This is a genomic window from Flavobacterium pisciphilum (assembly GCF_020905345.1).
Taxonomy (GTDB): Bacteria; Bacteroidota; Bacteroidia; order Flavobacteriales; family Flavobacteriaceae; genus Flavobacterium; species Flavobacterium pisciphilum.
In genome coordinates this window covers 2,067,555-2,082,668 of sequence record NZ_JAJJMO010000001.1, presented here as the reverse complement: position 1 = coordinate 2,082,668, position 15,114 = coordinate 2,067,555, and the positions used below count along the sequence as shown (strand labels likewise).

Sequence of the window (15,114 nt, the reverse complement as noted above, 5' to 3'; positions counted from 1 at the left end):
ACTTCAGTTTAGATTTAACTATGATTGTATAAAATGGAAGAACAGTTTATAAAAATTGCAACATTAATCGGAGACCCAACCCGAGCATCAATAATGTGGGCATTGCTCGATGGAAAAGCATTTACAGCTACAGAACTGGCAATTGTTGCCAATACATCACCGCAAAATATAAGTATGCATTTGGGAAAGCTCTTGGATGCTGATTTGCTTTGTGTAGAAAAACAAGGGCGTCATAAATATTATCGCTTTTCAAACAAAGAGATTGCTTATGCTATTGAAGGAATGGCAAACCTTATTTCACGACCTGTAGCTTCTGATAAGAAAATTGTTGGAAAGCTTCCACCAATAAAATATTGTAGAACCTGTTATGACCATTTAGCAGGGAAAATAGGTGTGGCGTTAACGAATAGTTTATTAGAGCAAAATATAATTATTGATGCTAATACTAATTTTGAAATTAGTTTAGAAGGCGAAAAGTGGTTTTCAGATTTTGGTATAAATATAGAAGAACTCAAGAAACAAAGACGTTTATTTCTAAAGCCGTGTCTTGATTGGAGTGAAAGGAAAAATCATATGGCAGGTTCGCTTGCTGCTTCGTTATTGAATAAAATGATAGCTAATGATTGGTTACGAAAAACTACAAATTCTAGAGCAATAATTATTACAGGTAAAGGAGAGAAAGAGTTATTGAGGTATTTTAAGATAGTTGTTTAGTAAAATGCCTTTTACTTAAGAATATCTAGAGCTTTGAGTCTTTGTACTACTCTTCAAGAAATAAAAAATCAACTACTTTTTGGTATAAGTCATCATCATGCATGCCATGACCGAGACCATTTGTGACAATAAATTGGCTGTTTTTCCAAGTACTAGCTATTTTTTCTCCTTCTTCAAATGCTACTACATTATCGGCAGTATCATGTGCGATTAATCCTTTCACAGTGAAATTTGAAGCGAATTTTTTCCCAGAGAAATCATCTAGTTTAAAGTTGAAACGATTGATAAAACGATTTTCTAAAAGAGGCATCATTTTTTCGTTTAGACTTAACATAGCGATGTAATTATCGATAAGAGTTTGTAAATCGGATGGAGCTCCTAAAATAACCATTTTTTGAATACTAGTTTCAGGAAATAAGTGCTGATGATAGACACAAGCTGCTCCGCCAATAGAATGACCAATTATTATAGAAGGTTGGTACTTTTCGACTGCTTTGTTAATAAATTCAGCATAAAGTGGGATGTTAAATTCTTTGCCACTACTTTGTCCGTGAGCAGGTGCGTCAATAGCAATAATGGTACTTCCGGATTTTTGTAAGTGGGGAAGTGTTTTTTGCCAGCGTGCAGCATTACTTTCCCAGCCATGAACGAGTAGAATTTTAGTTTCATTTCCTTCCCAAGTGTAAGTTTGAAAATGATGCTCGTTATGATGAAAAGTCTCTGTTTTTGTGTTTTGTAATATTTCCGGTAAGCTGTCTTTGTTTAATCTCCCTACTCTAGGTTGGCTAAACAGAGCGTATGAAATCTGTGCTGCTTTTTGTGGGCGAACATAACTCAAAAAGTTAATATACTTCCCAACAGATTTTAGTGTAATGAAACGAATCCCTTCTTTAAGTCCCAAAATTGTAATTTTTAATATAAAAAAAAAGCCCCGAACTTCGAGGCTTTATATTATTTAGAATTTAGAGAATAATTGTTCCATTTTTTCTCTTTCTTCATCTGCTAATGTACTGTCAACTAAGATTCTTCCAGAATGCTCATCAGTGATGATTTTTTTTCTAGATGCAATCTCAACTTGAGTTTGTGGTGGAATAGTAAAGAAAGAACCTGCTGATGCACCTCTTTCGATAGATACTACTGCCAAACCGTTACGAACACTACTTCTGATTCTTTTGTAAGCAGCTAATAAACGCTCTTCAATTAAACCTTCGTATTCAGCTGATTTTTCAGATAAGAAGATTTCTTCTTTTTGAGTTTCAGCCATAATCGCATCTAATTCAGATTTTTTATGTTTTAGATGTGAGCTTTTAGACTCAAGTTTTTCTTTTAAACCAGAGATAACTTCTTTTTTATGCTCAATAGAAACTTTCATTTCTTTGATTTGCTTTTCAGCCAATTGAATTTCTAATTCTTGAAATTCAACTTCTTTAGTCAAAGAGTTAAATTCTCTATTGTTGCGAACAGATTCTTGTTGTTTTGTATACTTTTTGATGGCTTCTTTATGATCATCAATAGCATTTTTTCTAGTTTTGATTTGCTCTTCAACTATTTCTAGTTCGCTTTTCAATTTTTCTGAACGTGTGCCTAAACCTGCAACTTCATCTTCTAAATCTTCCACTTCTAATGGAAGTTCTCCCCTTACGTTTCTGATTTCGTCAATTCTAGAGTCAATTAACTGTAAATCGTAAATTGCTCTTAACTTGTCCTCAACACTTAATTCTTTCGTATTCGCCATATTCTATAAGTACTTAACTGGATTTGTATTTTCTTCTGATAAAATGATTGCAAAATTAAGGATTTTTTTCCGAAGATAATCAACAATATAATTTTTTGTATAGCGTTCGCTTTCAAAATGTCCAATATCGGCTAATAGCAATCGATTTTCGGCTTCATAAAACTGATGGTATTTTAAATCAGCAGTTAAAAAAGCATCAGCACCAGCCTGAATTGCATTTTTTATAGCAAAACTTCCTGATCCACCAAGAACGGCAACTTTATGGATTTTTTTTCCAATATAAGCAGAATGTCTAATGCCATCAGCTACCATTTTTTCTTTTACAAAAGGCAGAAAGTCAGTTTCATTCATCGGAGTTTCAAATTCTCCAATCATGCCTAAGCCTATATTCTGATGAGCATTTTGCAAATCGTAAATTTCATAGGCTACTTCTTCATAAATATGAGTGTTAAAAAGAGCTTTTAAAATTTTTGATTGCAAATGTTTTTCAAAGACAACCTCGATCTTTATTTCGTTTCCAGTGTGTAACTTTTCTTTTTCTCCAATAACAGGGTTGCTATTTTCATTTCCTTTAAAAGTAAAAAAACCTTCAGTATTAAAACTACAATTGTCGTAATTGCCAATTTTTCCAGCTCCAGCCTCAAATAAAGCATTGCGAACTTCTTCAGAATTGTCAGGGACAGTATAGGTTATTAGTTTTTGAATATATTTTTGTTTTGGGATCAAGACTTTAGTGTTTACTAAACCTAAAGCATCACAGAATATTTTATTTACACCTTGTGAATGATTGTCTAGTGCAGTATGAACAGCATAAATAGCAATATCATTTTTGATAGCTTTAAGAATAGCACGTTCAACATAATTTTTGCCTGTTATTTTTTTTATGCCAGAAAATAAAATAGGGTGAAAACAAACCACTAGGTTGCAATTTTTACTAATTGCTTCGTCTATTACATTCTCGAGTGCATCATGACAAACCAAAACTCCTGTAGCTTCTGTTGACGCATTTCCTACTAGCAATCCAACATTGTCAAAATCTTCTGCATAGCCTAAAGGAGCCATTTCTTCAAGTACAGAAAGTATTTCTTGTATTTTCATTTTTAGATTTTTAGATGATTGAATCGTTATAATTTTAGGATTATGAAATAATTCAATCAAATTTCTGAACAACAAATTAACGAATAAACAAATCAACTTTGAAATAAAAAATTTACTTTCGTATTATGAATTTACTTCGAAAAATACTTTTCCCTTTTGCCGTTTTATATGGAATCATCACTAGTATTCGGAATTTTCTTTTTGACAAAGGAGTTTTAAAATCTACTTCGTTTGATATTCCGATTATTGCAGTTGGTAATCTAAGTGTAGGAGGAACAGGGAAAACGCCTCAAATTGAATATTTAATCCGATTATTGTCAAATAAATATCAGGTTGCAACTCTTAGTCGTGGTTACAAGCGGCAATCAGAAGGTTTTGTTCTTGCCGATGAAACTTCAAATGCGGTTATTTTAGGTGATGAACCTTTTCAGTTTTTTCAAAAGTTTAAGAACATTCAGGTTGCAGTAGATGCAAATCGAACAAATGGAATTCAACAATTACTTTCGCAACCTCAAAAGCCAGAAATTATTTTGCTTGACGATGCCTTTCAACATCGAAAAGTAAAAGCAGGATTTTATATTTTGCTAACTTCGTATGGTGATTTGTATGCAGACGATTGGATGTTGCCAACAGGTAATTTGCGAGAGAGTAGAGGAGGAGCAAAACGTGCTAACATTATTATTGTAACTAAATGTCCCGCAAGTCTTGAGGAATCTGAACAAGAAAACATTCGTAGAAAATTAAAATTAGAAGCTTCACAGCAGCTCTATTTTACTTATATTGATTATGACGATTGTGTCTATTCTCAAACAGAGAAAATAGCAATCGAAGAAATTAAAAACGAACAAAAGTTAATTTTGGCAGGGATTGCGAAACCGGCTCCATTTTTTAAGTTTTTAAAATCCAATGATGACGAATGTCTTACATTCCCTGATCATCATCATTTTACAGAGGCAGATATTACAACGATTGCGAATAAAGCAAAAGAATATAAAATTATTACAACAGAAAAGGATTATGTTCGCTTAAAAGACACTAATATTGCGCCGCAATTGTATTATTTGCCGATAAAAAGTTCTTTTATTAATTATCAAAACAATTTTGATACAACAATTTTAAATTATGTGGGAAAAAGTTCAAGAAACAGTTAGTTATATAAAATCAAAAACACAGTTCACTCCAGAATACGGTGTGATTTTGGGTTCAGGTTTAGGTGGTTTTACAAATGATATCGAAATAGAATTTACATTGCCTTACAATGAAATTCCTAATTTTCCAGTATCTACAGTTCAAGGACACAAAGGAGCTTTGGTTTTTGGAACTATTGGAGATAAAAAAGTGGTTGCGATGCAAGGTCGTTTTCATTTTTATGAAGGATATTCAATGGAAGAGGTTACTTTTCCAGTTCGTGTTATGAAGTTTTTGGGAGTTAATAAATTATTAGTTTCAAATGCTTCAGGAGGAGTAAATGCAGCTTACAAAGTGGGATCGATTGTTATCATTAAAGATCATATCAATTTTACACCAGAGCATCCTTTACGTGGTAAAAATGATGAGCGTTTTGGACCTCGATTTGTAAATATGAGTGAGCCTTATTCGAGAAAAATGATTATCAAAACCAAAGAAATCGCATCAAGATTGAATATAGAAATTCATGATGGAATTTACTTTGGTCTACAAGGGCCAACTTTTGAAACTTTGGCTGAATATAATATGGTAAAAATTCTTGGAGCTGATTGCGTAGGAATGTCTACTGTACCAGAAGTTATCGTAGCCCGTCATATGGATGTAGAAACTTTTGGTATCTCAGTAATTACTGATATGGGTAATGAAGAAAGTATTGATACCATCTCACACGATGAAGTTCTTGAGGCAGCAAAAATGGCCGAACCTAAAGTAAGAGCTTTGATAAAAAACTTGATTTTAGAGTATTAATTGATATTTGTATTGAAACATCTAGCAATAATGCTGTAAAATTCATCAGGGACAAAGGGTTTTGTTATTACGTCATTCATTCCGAAAGACAATAACATTTCCCTGTTCTCATCTAATGAAATCGCAGTTAATGCAATGATTGGTGTTATTTTGTCAAACTCACGAATGTATTTTGTGGCAGTTGTTCCATTTATTCCTGGTAAATGAACGTCCATTAAAATCATATCAAATCGTTTGATTTTTAATAACTCAATTGCTTCTTCTCCATTGTCGATTACCTCGCAGGTTATGCCTTTGTTTTCAAGCATTTTTCGAGTAATCATTTGATTAATTCTATTGTCTTCTATCAACAGAATGTTTTTGCCTTTTAGTTCGTAGTTGTTATACAATTTGGTTTCTTCTTTTATAGCTAATGGTTCGTTGTCTATTTGGAATTTTAGTTTAAAAGTAAAAGTAGAACCTTTGCCAACTTCACTTTTAAGATTAATTTCCCCACCTAGCATTTCGGTTAATTTTTTTACAATTGTAAGACCTAAACCAGTTCCTCCGTATTTTCGGTTGACTTCTATAGAGCCTTGTGAAAAACTTTCGAAAACAGTTTGTAGTTTGTCTTCTGGAATTCCTATTCCAGTATCAACTATTTCAAAATAAACAGTTGCTTCTTCGTCTTTTAATGAATGCAGTTTTACAATCACATTCACGCGTCCATTTTCAGTGAATTTTAGAGCGTTATTAATCAGGTTCATTATAATCTGAGACAATTTGGTTGGGTCACCAATTAAATTGTCAGGAATGCTTTTGTCGATGTCTAGATTAAAGTAATTTTTATTGGCAGTAGCCAATTCCTTTAAAGAGCTTTGTATATTTATTAATAATTCTTTTAGATTAAAACTTATCGATTCAGTTTCAAGTTTATTAGAGTCGATTTTGTTGATTTCAAGGATTTCATTGATAAATGTAGTTAAGTAATTTCCTGAGAATTTTAATGATTCTAGGTATTTCTTCTGTGATTTTCTAGGATTATCTTCTATTAATAAATGAGTGATTCCATTAATTGCATTAAGTGGAGTTCGTAATTCATGACTAACAGTCGATAAAAATTCAGATCTTGCTTTTGATGCTTTTTCGGCCTTATTCTTTGCAACAATCAATTCGTTGTTTTTCTCTCTTAAAAGAATGTTGTTCTGATTTCGGATAATATTATTTTTATAAAGAGATAAACTTAAAAGAGATAATATAGAGATTAATGCAATTGCAAGAATGCTTATCAATTTAGAATACTTGTATGTTTTTTTGTCTTCAAGATCTTTCTTCTCTTTTTGAATAGCCGTGTTTATGACCTCTTTATCTTTAAATTTTTTAAAATCATCAAAATCAAGTTTTGAGTTTTTTAGTTTGTAGATGTAGTTTTTTAATTGGTAATGTTCATCTAGATAAGCGTAAGCTCTATCGTAGTCTTGATGTGTTTTGTAAAACTGACTAAGTGCGAGTAGGATAGTAGCTTTTTGGTTGAGGTCATTGCTTTTAGACGTTAGTTCTAGTGCTTTGTCCAGATAATATATAGCCGTTTTATTTCTTTTTAAGTTTTTTTCTATAAGCCCAAGTTGATAATAAGCATCAGTTTTTGTTCTTAATAGAGATTTGCTATCAGGTTTTGCTATTATTTCTTTAAAAGTAGTGATAGCTAAGTCGTATTCTTTGTTGGCTTTTAAAGCGATTCCTTTTTGAAGATTTAGCGCTTGAGTAGAGTCAACAATGTTTAGCTGATCAAAAATAGATTCTGATTTTTTAAAATAGATCCTTGCAAGATTGTGATTTCCTTTCTCTGTGTTTGTTATACCAATATAGTGAAGAGCAAGCGCTTTGGTGATTGTTGCAGGCTTGTTCTTAAGTAGGGTAAGACTTTTATTGAAGTTGGTTAAAGCTTCATTGTACTTTTTTTGGTTGTAGTAAATTTTACCAAGTTTAAAAGTTTGGTTGGCTTGGTTTTCTGTTTTGTGATTGACTTCGCAAAAAAGAATTGATTTTTCGGTATATGCAAGTGCCTGACTGTATTTATTTTCCTTAAGGCTAGAGTTAGCTAGTAGATTATAATACACAACACTATCCGTATTCCGGATAAATTGAGAATACAAAAATGAACTGAAAAAACCGATTATAATAAAAAGATATTTCATGGGTTGTAATACTTTTTATAATTAGTTTATTTTCTCTTTGTCAGCAATATTAAATCGATTAATCTAGACGAATAGCCAATTTCATTGTCGTACCAGCCTACAACTTTAACCATTTTGTCGATTACAGAAGTAAGTTGCGCATCAAATAAACAGGAATTCTGATTTCCAATAATATCAACAGATACAATAGGATCCTCAGTATAATCTAAAATTCCTTTTAAACTAGTTTTAGCTGCATTTTGAAATGCCTCATTTATTTCTTCAATTGAAACGGCACGCTTTACATTAAATGTAATGTCGGTTAATGAACCATCAGGAACAGGAACACGAATACCGCAACCACCGATTTTATTTTGCAATTTGGGGAATATCTTTGTTAATGCTTTAGCTGCGCCCGTTGTTGTAGGAACAATTGATTGGCTCGCACCTCTAGCTCTGCGCAAATCTTTATGGGGTTGATCGTGCAGACTCTGATCTGTTGTGAATGAGTGTATCGTAGTAATGTAGGCCTGCTCGATACCACAAAGATCATCTATTATTTTTATCATGGGAGCAGCATTATTTGTCGTGCAACTCGCATTTGAAATTATTGTTTCAGTTCCATCTAGTATTTCTTCGTTTACACCCAAAACTACAGTTTTAATAGTATCTACTTCAGAAGGAGCTGATAGAATGACTTTTTTTGCTCCAGCAATAATATGCGCATTTATTTCTTCATGCGTTTTATATTTTCCAGTTGATTCTATGACGTAATCTATGTCACAGTCTTTCCAATTTAAGTTTGAAATGGACTTTTCGTGGAAAAACAAATAATGTTTTCCGTCAACGATTATTCCATTTTCGTCGCTGCTTACTACAAATGGTAACACCCCATGAATACTATCGTATTTAATTAGGTGTGCCATCGTCTTAGTGTCGGCAATATCGTTTATAGCAACAACTTCAATTTCGGGATGGTTTAAAAGTAATCGAAATAAGTTTCGACCGATTCTTCCGAAACCATTAATAGCAATTCGTATTTTTTTATTCATTTAAAATAAAATCTTCAACATTTAGGAACTATAGAATGTGTTTTTGCGCTTTGTAAGAAGAACGTACCAACGGACCACTTTCGACATGGCGAAAGCCTAATTCTAGTCCGAATTTTTCATACTTAGCGAATTGATCTGGAGTGATGAATTCTTTTACAGGTAAATGTTTTTTACTAGGTTGTAAATATTGTCCAATTGTTACTACATCTACGTTTGCATTACGCAAATCAGTCATAGTTTGAAATACTTCTTCTTCAGTTTCTCCAAGTCCAAGCATGATTCCAGACTTAGTTCTGTTGATTCCTTTTTCTTTCAAGTAGCGTAATACTTCTAGGCTACGGTCATATTTGGCTTGTATACGTACTTCACGAGTTAATCTACGAACAGTTTCTACGTTATGAGAAACAACTTCAGGATTAGCTTCTACAATTCGATCAATGTTTCTTTCTATTCCTTGAAAATCAGGAATTAATGTCTCTAAAGTCGTATTTGGATTCATACGGCGTATTGCCTTCACAGTTTCAATCCAAATTATCGAACCACCATCTTTTAAATCATCTCTATCAACACTTGTTATAACGGCATGTTTGATATTCATGATTTTAATAGAGCGCGCTACTTTTTCTGGTTCGTCCCAATCTACAGTCTCAGGTCTTCCGGTTTTTACACCACAAAAACCACAAGAACGTGTACAAACGTTACCAAGAATCATAAAAGTAGCAGTTCCTTCTCCCCAGCATTCACCCATGTTTGGGCAGCTACCAGAGGTGCAAATCGTGTTTAAACTATATTTATCAACTAAACCACGTAGTTCAGTATATTTTTGTCCAATTGGGAGTTTTACCTTCAACCATTTTGGTTTTCCGACAGGTAAATTATTATCTATAACAGTTTCCATATTCAATATTCAAAGTACAAAGATAAGCAATGTTGTTTATTTGTAGATTTCTTTATGCTTTAATTTGTAAACTGATAACAAAAAGGGTGTTGAAATCTATTTTAAGCAATGGTAGTAAATTGATATGGAAGAATTTTATCCTGATAAAACGGGGATAATTAGCACTGATTTGTAAAATTAGGGACTATATTTTTCTTCTAAAATTAATTGGTTTCCCATTGATGAGTGTTTTAAAGATGTATTATATTTGTTATGGGTAATTTAACATTAAAAAGATGAAAAGAAAATCAATAGCATTAATTGTGTTGCTAGCAACTTTTGGTTTAACAAAAGCTAATGCGCAAATAAATTTAGGAGAAAAAGCTTTAGGAGCTGTTCAAAAAGGGTATGCAGGATTCACATTTAGTGATGCTGATGCAGCTGCTTTATCAAAAGCAGCAGTTACTGAAATGGATACCAAAAATCAAATTGCGCCAGCAACAAATGGGTATGCAATACGATTAAATAGATTGTTTGGAAAGCATACTTCAGGTAATGGATATACTTTAAATTATAAAGTTTATATGCTGAAGGAAGTAAATGCTTTTGCAACTGCTGATGGTAGCGTTCGTGTGTATTCAGGTTTAATGGATATCATGGATGATAATGAATTGCTTGCAGTTATTGGACATGAAATTGGTCACGTAGCTAATCACGATTCAAGAGATGGAATGAAAGCAGCTTATAAAAAAGAAGCTTTAATTGATGCAGTATCTTCACAATCAGGAAAAATTGCAGCGCTGACTGAAACTCAATTAGGGAAAATTGGAAGTGCTATGATTGATAGTAAACATAGTAGAACACAAGAATCAGAAGCAGATTCGTTTTCGTATGATTTCTTGAAAAAGAATGGTTATAATGTTAATGCTGAGGAATCTGCATTTAGAATCCTTGCAAAGATGAGTGAGGGAGCAGAAGGTTCTTTCTTGGATAAAATGATGAGTTCACATCCAGATCCTAAACAAAGAGCTGATGATGCTAAACAAAGAGCAGAAAAAGACGGATTGTACAAACCGTATGTTCAACAAAAAATAGTGAATACTGTAACAGCAGCAAAGAAAACGACTGCTAAAAAACCAGTTAAGAAAAGCACTAAGAAATAATTAAATTTATTTTTTAGATTAAAGCATAAAAAAGCAGAACCTAGGTTCTGCTTTTTTATTTTATTTTAAAACGTGATGAGCTAATACTTTTTGAACTTCATAAACATTTACCGATTTGTTAAATTGTTTTACGATGCTTGGATTCAATTCGCTAGAAACCCAAATTTTTAATTCGGCATCAAGGTCAAAAGTTCCAGCTGTTTCAACACTAAATCGTGTGATGCTTTTGTATGAAATCGATTTGTATTCGGTTTTGCTGCCAGTTAATCCTTGTTTATCAACTAGAATTAATCGTTTGGTAGTGAAGATAAAGGTGTCACGAATAAGTTTGAAACCCATTTCGATTTCTTCATTGTCAGTTAAAAGTAGACCATAACTTTTAACTAAATCTTCTTGACTTACTGATCCTGCATTACCTAGTATTGCTGAAAATATTCCCATAATTTATTGTTTGTTTTGATGATTCAAAAAGCGATTTTAATCAGTAAAGATACATCTTTTTATAAAAGACTTGCTTTGGATTATTAGGTAAGAATCATTTTTTTGAAACAAAAAAACATAAAAAAAGCAGAACCTAAATTCTGCTTTTTATTGTTATTCTGCCTTTATTGTAATTGGCAGATTATATGCGGTGCGTACAGGTTTTGAATCAACCATTCCTGGGCTCCATTTGGTTCTTAAAGATTTTAAAACTCTAACAGCTTCTTTTCCTAATCCGTAACCAGGATCGTTTCTTACAAGGATGTCAGTCATACTTCCATCTTTTTCTATTACAAACGAAACATAAATACGAACTGTTTTGTCGCTGTCTAATTCTGGACGATTAAAATTATTCCCAACATAAGTATAGAACTTATTTATTCCTCCTGGAAATTCTGGTAGTTTGTCAAGAGAACCAGGTGTCATAAGTTCGTTACCTGTACTTGGCGTTTTTACAATTTCAGTTCCAGTTCCATTTCCTTCAGTTGCCAAAACATTAGTTATTGTTCCGTTACCTCCTTCAGTAGGAGTTTTTACCACAGTATTCTCTGTGTTTTTGGCAATTTCTGGAGTTGCTTGACTTGCTTCTACAATGGTAGGGTTAACAAGTTGGCTTTGTTCAATAACCGTTTCAGTAGGTTGTGATTTTACCGCAGGCATTGCTGCTGATTTCTCAGTTACATACGGAATGTCCGTTAATTTAATTTCTACAGCCGGAATATCGGGTAGAGTTGGTTGCACATTGATGTGGTTTAGGTTGCTAATTAACATTGTAATTGACACAATAGCCGTAATAAGTAATAATCCCATGAAAAGAGCTTTAATTGAGTTTTTTGAACTTTCATGTCGTAACTGATACGCGCCATACTCTTTGTTTCTGTTTTCGAATACAAGGTCAATCCATTTGTTTTCGTAGATGTTTGATGTTAACATAATTCATGGTTTTAAAGGTTAAGTAGCAGTTTAAATCATAAGCAAAATGGTTTACTTAGTTAATGTTAATAATAAGAACTTTGTTGTGCGGGATTTTTATTTATTTAAGAATAAACGTGTAGATATTTTATCCTTTGACTAAAGATAGTAAATTATCTTTTGTTTTTAATTACTTCTGCTAATAATTTTTTAGCACGAAGTAATTTTATTTTTACATTGCTTAATGGCTCATTTATTTTGAGTGCAATTTCTTGATAACTCATTTCTTGAAAATAGCGTAGCTGAATTACTTCCTGATAATGGGGCTTTAATTCTTTGATGCAATGTAACAATCGGGATAAATTTTGTTCAGTGATTAATTCATCCTCTGCAGACGGAGTAGTGTCGGCAATATTATAAGCTTGTTGGTTTTCTTGATCGGTAATTTCGATAAAAAGATTGGCTCTCTTTTTACGTAATAAATCAATGTGGACATTCTTTGCGATTGCAATGAGCCAAGTATTGAATTGAAATTCGGGATTGTAAGTCTTTATTTTATCAAAAGCTTTAGAGAAAGTTTCGATAGTAATATCTTCGGCAATTGTTTCGTTTTCTGTGCGTTTAAGCATGAAGCTATAAACTTCATTCCAATAATGGTCCAACAAAAAAGTGAAGGCGATTTGGTCTCCATTTTTTGCTTTCTCTATTTTAGAATTTATTTCCAATGTACCGGTTTTGAAAAGATATTAGTTATAAAGATATTAATTTGAGTGAATATAAGCACAATTTCTACAATAGGAAACCAAAATTTTAAATCATTTTCTTTTAATTTTCCGGCAGAAAATCCTACAACCAGCCAAGCCGCTATGTATCGCACTACAAATAAGCTTAAAACGATAATCCATTGAAACTGGAAAGACAATAGAATAATTGCTAATATAAAGAACAACAATTGTGAACTGTAAAAAATCCCTAATTGTATTTTGTCAAAAGTTTTATAGTAATTAGCAGTAGCTACGTGTCTTCTTTTTTGAATAAACCAGTCTTTGTATTTTTCTTTTGGTTTTGAATATGTGAAACTCTCTGGAGAGTAAGCTATAGTTGTATTGTTGCTATTGGCAGCTTGATTGATAAACAAATCATCATCACCTGAGCGAACTTGAATGTGACTGATAAAACCGTTTACATTAAAGAATTCTTCTTTTTTGTATGCTAAATTACGACCAACTCCCATATAGGGTTTGCCTACTTTTGCCCAAGAGAAATACTGGATTGCAGTAAGTAAAGTCTCAAAACGAATGATTTTATTTAAGAATGACTTCTCTATTCTGTCATAAGCGCCATATCCTAGAACAATAGTTTTGTTCATTGTAAATTGAGAGCTCATGGCTGTAATCCAATTTTTAGAAGTAGGATAACAATCGGCATCTGTAAATAATAAATACTCTTTTTTGGCTGCTTTGATACCTAATGTTAAGGCGTATTTTTTATTTCCCCAAAAAGCTTCGTTGTTTTTTACTTTAACTAAACGGATAAGGTTTGGGTGTTGACTTTCGAAAAGTTCAAAAATTTCTAACGTTTCATCACTTGAAGCGTCATCTATTAAAACAATTTCGAAATCTGGATAATCTTGTTCAATTAATAATGGAATGTATTTAATTGCATTTTCAGCTTCATTTTTTGCACAGACAATAACTGAAATTGGAATTCTCTTTGTAGTGATATTCTGTGTTTTAGCAAAAGAAAATTTACTAAATACACCCAAATAATAAGAAAGCTGTACTACAACGATAGCAATAAAAAAGTATAAAATAATTGTAAGCATCTGATTTTAATGTCTTTTGATTTTGAATCTTGCGAGTGCAAATGTAATTATCAATTCTCGATTTTCAACCTTTAAAGTGTAATTACTTTCGGCATTTTGACATTTCTTTTGCAACCGCAATAGACTGAGGGTTTTCTGTTTTTTCTAAGGCTGTGATTATGTTTTTGTAGTTAACGTCATCTCGATTTTGTGACATTTTTTTAGTTGCCTGAATTTCATCTATTTCAATTTCAAAAGCAATAATCCCATGTGCTTGTCGCATTGTTTTTTCAGATAACTCTTCTATACGGGTAGGTTTTTCAGAGCTAGCTTCATATTTATCTACTAATTTTTTTAGCGATTCAATTGCAGCTTCGTGATCTAGGATTTTTACTCGACCATATATATGTACAGCACTATAATTCCAAGTAGGTACATTTTCATGGTCATACCATGAAGATGAGATGTAACTGTGTGCTCCAGAAAAAACAGCTAAGATTTGATCGTTTTGAACGAACCCTTCACCTTGTGGGTTTAATTTGGAAATATGACCACATAGTACTTCCTTGTTGCCTTCTCTTGTTTCTATTTCTAATGGAATATGCGTTGCCCATAATTTTCCATTTGTTTGATTTATCAATATTCCGAAACTGTTTTCTTTAAGGAAAGATCTAATTGCTTCTGGATCCTCGTTTTTAAATATACTTGGTATGTGCATTTTATATTAATTTTTTTTCAAAACAAATGGCTTCTGTGTTATTCGCATACTTGCCATAGTTTGGAATGATTGTGTAATCAGATTTTAGATAAAATTGAGTTGCTTCTAAATTTTTAATCCGGGTTTCCAAAACTAATTTGGAGTAACCAATTTCTTTGGCTTTGGCCTCTAGAAAAGATAAAATAGTTTGGCCGATTTTTTTTCGAGGATATTTAGCGTACATTCTTTTTACTTCTGCAGTAGTTTCCGAGAGGGGTCTTATTGCACCACATCCTACAATTTCATTATCGAGTTTGGCTATAATAAATACATATTTTGAGTTGTTGTTTTTCCAATCGATAAATGAGTTTTTACCATTGCTGCCAAAACGTTCCTGAAGGTTTAAACATAATTCATTTAGTATTGAAGTTACATTTTCGTCATCGGGATTTGCTGTTCTGATAGAAAGAGTTTCACTCATTTGTTTAGAT

The 15,114-nt window shown here is 32.5% G+C and carries 16 protein-coding genes; 4 read left to right on the top strand and 12 right to left on the bottom strand.

What is annotated here, in order from left to right; translation table 11 throughout:
- Positions 1-33: 33 nt before the first annotated feature.
- Complete coding sequence (locus tag LNQ49_RS08540; protein ID WP_229988245.1) at positions 34-714, top strand: ArsR/SmtB family transcription factor; 681 nt, start codon at positions 34-36, stop codon at positions 712-714.
- Between the two features lie 46 nt (positions 715-760).
- Here the strand turns inward: LNQ49_RS08540 and LNQ49_RS08535 are convergent, their stop codons facing one another.
- The 3 genes from LNQ49_RS08535 to LNQ49_RS08525 are packed head-to-tail and all read right to left on the bottom strand — an operon-like array spanning position 761 to position 3,547.
- The gene (locus tag LNQ49_RS08535) at positions 761-1,615 is read right to left on the bottom strand and encodes an alpha/beta fold hydrolase (RefSeq protein WP_229988244.1); all 855 of its coding nucleotides are present in this window, start codon (positions 1,613-1,615) and stop codon (positions 761-763) included.
- 54 nt (positions 1,616-1,669) lie between these two features.
- The gene (locus tag LNQ49_RS08530) at positions 1,670-2,449 is read right to left on the bottom strand and encodes a zinc ribbon domain-containing protein (RefSeq protein WP_229988242.1); all 780 of its coding nucleotides are present in this window, start codon (positions 2,447-2,449) and stop codon (positions 1,670-1,672) included.
- Between the two features lie 3 nt (positions 2,450-2,452).
- Entirely contained in the window at positions 2,453-3,547 is a 1,095-nt protein-coding gene (locus LNQ49_RS08525) for a Nif3-like dinuclear metal center hexameric protein (protein WP_229988241.1), read from the bottom strand.
- Between the two features lie 125 nt (positions 3,548-3,672).
- Here LNQ49_RS08525 and lpxK point away from each other — a divergent pair, with 125 nt between their 5' ends.
- Positions 3,673-4,698, top strand: a complete 1,026-nt coding sequence (lpxK, locus tag LNQ49_RS08520; RefSeq protein ID WP_229988239.1) for a tetraacyldisaccharide 4'-kinase — start codon at positions 3,673-3,675, stop codon at positions 4,696-4,698.
- On the top strand, positions 4,670-5,482 hold the full coding sequence (locus LNQ49_RS08515) for a purine-nucleoside phosphorylase (RefSeq protein ID WP_229988236.1): 813 nt from the start codon (positions 4,670-4,672) through the stop codon (positions 5,480-5,482). The genes lpxK and LNQ49_RS08515 overlap by 29 nt, the downstream gene beginning before the upstream one ends.
- On the opposite strand, the gene LNQ49_RS08510 is transcribed toward LNQ49_RS08515, so the two are convergent.
- From LNQ49_RS08510 to lipA, 3 genes are read right to left on the bottom strand one after another with little or no spacing between them, the layout of a single operon-like run.
- On the bottom strand, positions 5,479-7,659 hold the full coding sequence (locus LNQ49_RS08510; protein ID WP_229988234.1) for a tetratricopeptide repeat-containing hybrid sensor histidine kinase/response regulator: 2,181 nt from the start codon (positions 7,657-7,659) through the stop codon (positions 5,479-5,481). The two genes, LNQ49_RS08515 and LNQ49_RS08510, sit on opposite strands and share 4 nt — an antisense overlap.
- Positions 7,660-7,685: 26 nt before the next feature.
- Positions 7,686-8,690, bottom strand: coding sequence for a type I glyceraldehyde-3-phosphate dehydrogenase (gene gap, locus LNQ49_RS08505; protein ID WP_229988233.1), 1,005 nt, complete (start codon positions 8,688-8,690; stop codon positions 7,686-7,688).
- 28 nt (positions 8,691-8,718) lie between these two features.
- On the bottom strand, positions 8,719-9,588 hold the full coding sequence (lipA, locus tag LNQ49_RS08500) for a lipoyl synthase (protein ID WP_229988231.1): 870 nt from the start codon (positions 9,586-9,588) through the stop codon (positions 8,719-8,721).
- A gap of 275 nt (positions 9,589-9,863) precedes the next feature.
- Between lipA and LNQ49_RS08495 the strand changes: the two genes are divergently transcribed.
- On the top strand, positions 9,864-10,730 hold the full coding sequence (locus tag LNQ49_RS08495) for a M48 family metalloprotease (protein ID WP_229988228.1): 867 nt from the start codon (positions 9,864-9,866) through the stop codon (positions 10,728-10,730).
- 60 nt (positions 10,731-10,790) lie between these two features.
- On the opposite strand, the gene LNQ49_RS08490 is transcribed toward LNQ49_RS08495, so the two are convergent.
- The 6 genes from LNQ49_RS08490 to LNQ49_RS08465 form a co-directional block, all read right to left on the bottom strand.
- On the bottom strand, positions 10,791-11,171 hold the full coding sequence (locus LNQ49_RS08490; protein WP_229988226.1) for a PH domain-containing protein: 381 nt from the start codon (positions 11,169-11,171) through the stop codon (positions 10,791-10,793).
- Positions 11,172-11,324: 153 nt separating this feature from the next.
- A complete protein-coding gene (locus LNQ49_RS08485; protein WP_229988223.1) occupies positions 11,325-12,143 on the bottom strand; it encodes an energy transducer TonB in 819 nt (272 codons plus the stop codon).
- A 152-nt stretch (positions 12,144-12,295) separates the two neighbouring features.
- Positions 12,296-12,847 (bottom strand): RNA polymerase sigma factor, encoded by a 552-nt coding sequence (locus LNQ49_RS08480; protein ID WP_229988221.1) that lies wholly within the window; start codon positions 12,845-12,847, stop codon positions 12,296-12,298.
- On the bottom strand, positions 12,838-13,947 hold the full coding sequence (locus LNQ49_RS08475; RefSeq protein ID WP_229988220.1) for a glycosyltransferase: 1,110 nt from the start codon (positions 13,945-13,947) through the stop codon (positions 12,838-12,840). The genes LNQ49_RS08480 and LNQ49_RS08475 overlap by 10 nt, the downstream gene beginning before the upstream one ends.
- Before the next feature lie 82 nt (positions 13,948-14,029).
- A complete protein-coding gene (locus tag LNQ49_RS08470; protein ID WP_229988218.1) occupies positions 14,030-14,644 on the bottom strand; it encodes an FMN-binding negative transcriptional regulator in 615 nt (204 codons plus the stop codon).
- Position 14,645: 1 nt separating this feature from the next.
- Positions 14,646-15,104 (bottom strand): GNAT family N-acetyltransferase, encoded by a 459-nt coding sequence (locus LNQ49_RS08465; RefSeq protein WP_229988216.1) that lies wholly within the window; start codon positions 15,102-15,104, stop codon positions 14,646-14,648.
- Positions 15,105-15,114 lie beyond the last annotated feature (10 nt).

Excerpts from the sequence above, each read along its gene's own strand:
- LNQ49_RS08540 (WP_229988245.1), top strand. The coding sequence starts at position 34 with ATGGAAGAACAGTTTATAAAAATTGCAACATTAATCGGAGACCCAACC.
- lipA (WP_229988231.1), bottom strand. The coding sequence starts at position 9,588 with ATGGAAACTGTTATAGATAATAATTTACCTGTCGGAAAACCAAAATGG.
- LNQ49_RS08515 (WP_229988236.1), top strand. The coding sequence starts at position 4,670 with ATGTGGGAAAAAGTTCAAGAAACAGTTAGTTATATAAAATCAAAAACA.
- LNQ49_RS08485 (WP_229988223.1), bottom strand. The coding sequence starts at position 12,143 with ATGTTAACATCAAACATCTACGAAAACAAATGGATTGACCTTGTATTC.
- LNQ49_RS08495 (WP_229988228.1), top strand. The coding sequence starts at position 9,864 with ATGAAAAGAAAATCAATAGCATTAATTGTGTTGCTAGCAACTTTTGGT.
- gap (WP_229988233.1), bottom strand. The coding sequence starts at position 8,690 with ATGAATAAAAAAATACGAATTGCTATTAATGGTTTCGGAAGAATCGGT.
- LNQ49_RS08490 (WP_229988226.1), bottom strand. The coding sequence starts at position 11,171 with ATGGGAATATTTTCAGCAATACTAGGTAATGCAGGATCAGTAAGTCAA.
- LNQ49_RS08510 (WP_229988234.1), bottom strand. The coding sequence starts at position 7,659 with ATGAAATATCTTTTTATTATAATCGGTTTTTTCAGTTCATTTTTGTAT.
- LNQ49_RS08465 (WP_229988216.1), bottom strand. The coding sequence starts at position 15,104 with ATGAGTGAAACTCTTTCTATCAGAACAGCAAATCCCGATGACGAAAAT.
- LNQ49_RS08470 (WP_229988218.1), bottom strand. The coding sequence starts at position 14,644 with ATGCACATACCAAGTATATTTAAAAACGAGGATCCAGAAGCAATTAGA.
- LNQ49_RS08530 (WP_229988242.1), bottom strand. The coding sequence starts at position 2,449 with ATGGCGAATACGAAAGAATTAAGTGTTGAGGACAAGTTAAGAGCAATT.
- LNQ49_RS08525 (WP_229988241.1), bottom strand. The coding sequence starts at position 3,547 with ATGAAAATACAAGAAATACTTTCTGTACTTGAAGAAATGGCTCCTTTA.
- LNQ49_RS08475 (WP_229988220.1), bottom strand. The coding sequence starts at position 13,947 with ATGCTTACAATTATTTTATACTTTTTTATTGCTATCGTTGTAGTACAG.
- lpxK (WP_229988239.1), top strand. The coding sequence starts at position 3,673 with ATGAATTTACTTCGAAAAATACTTTTCCCTTTTGCCGTTTTATATGGA.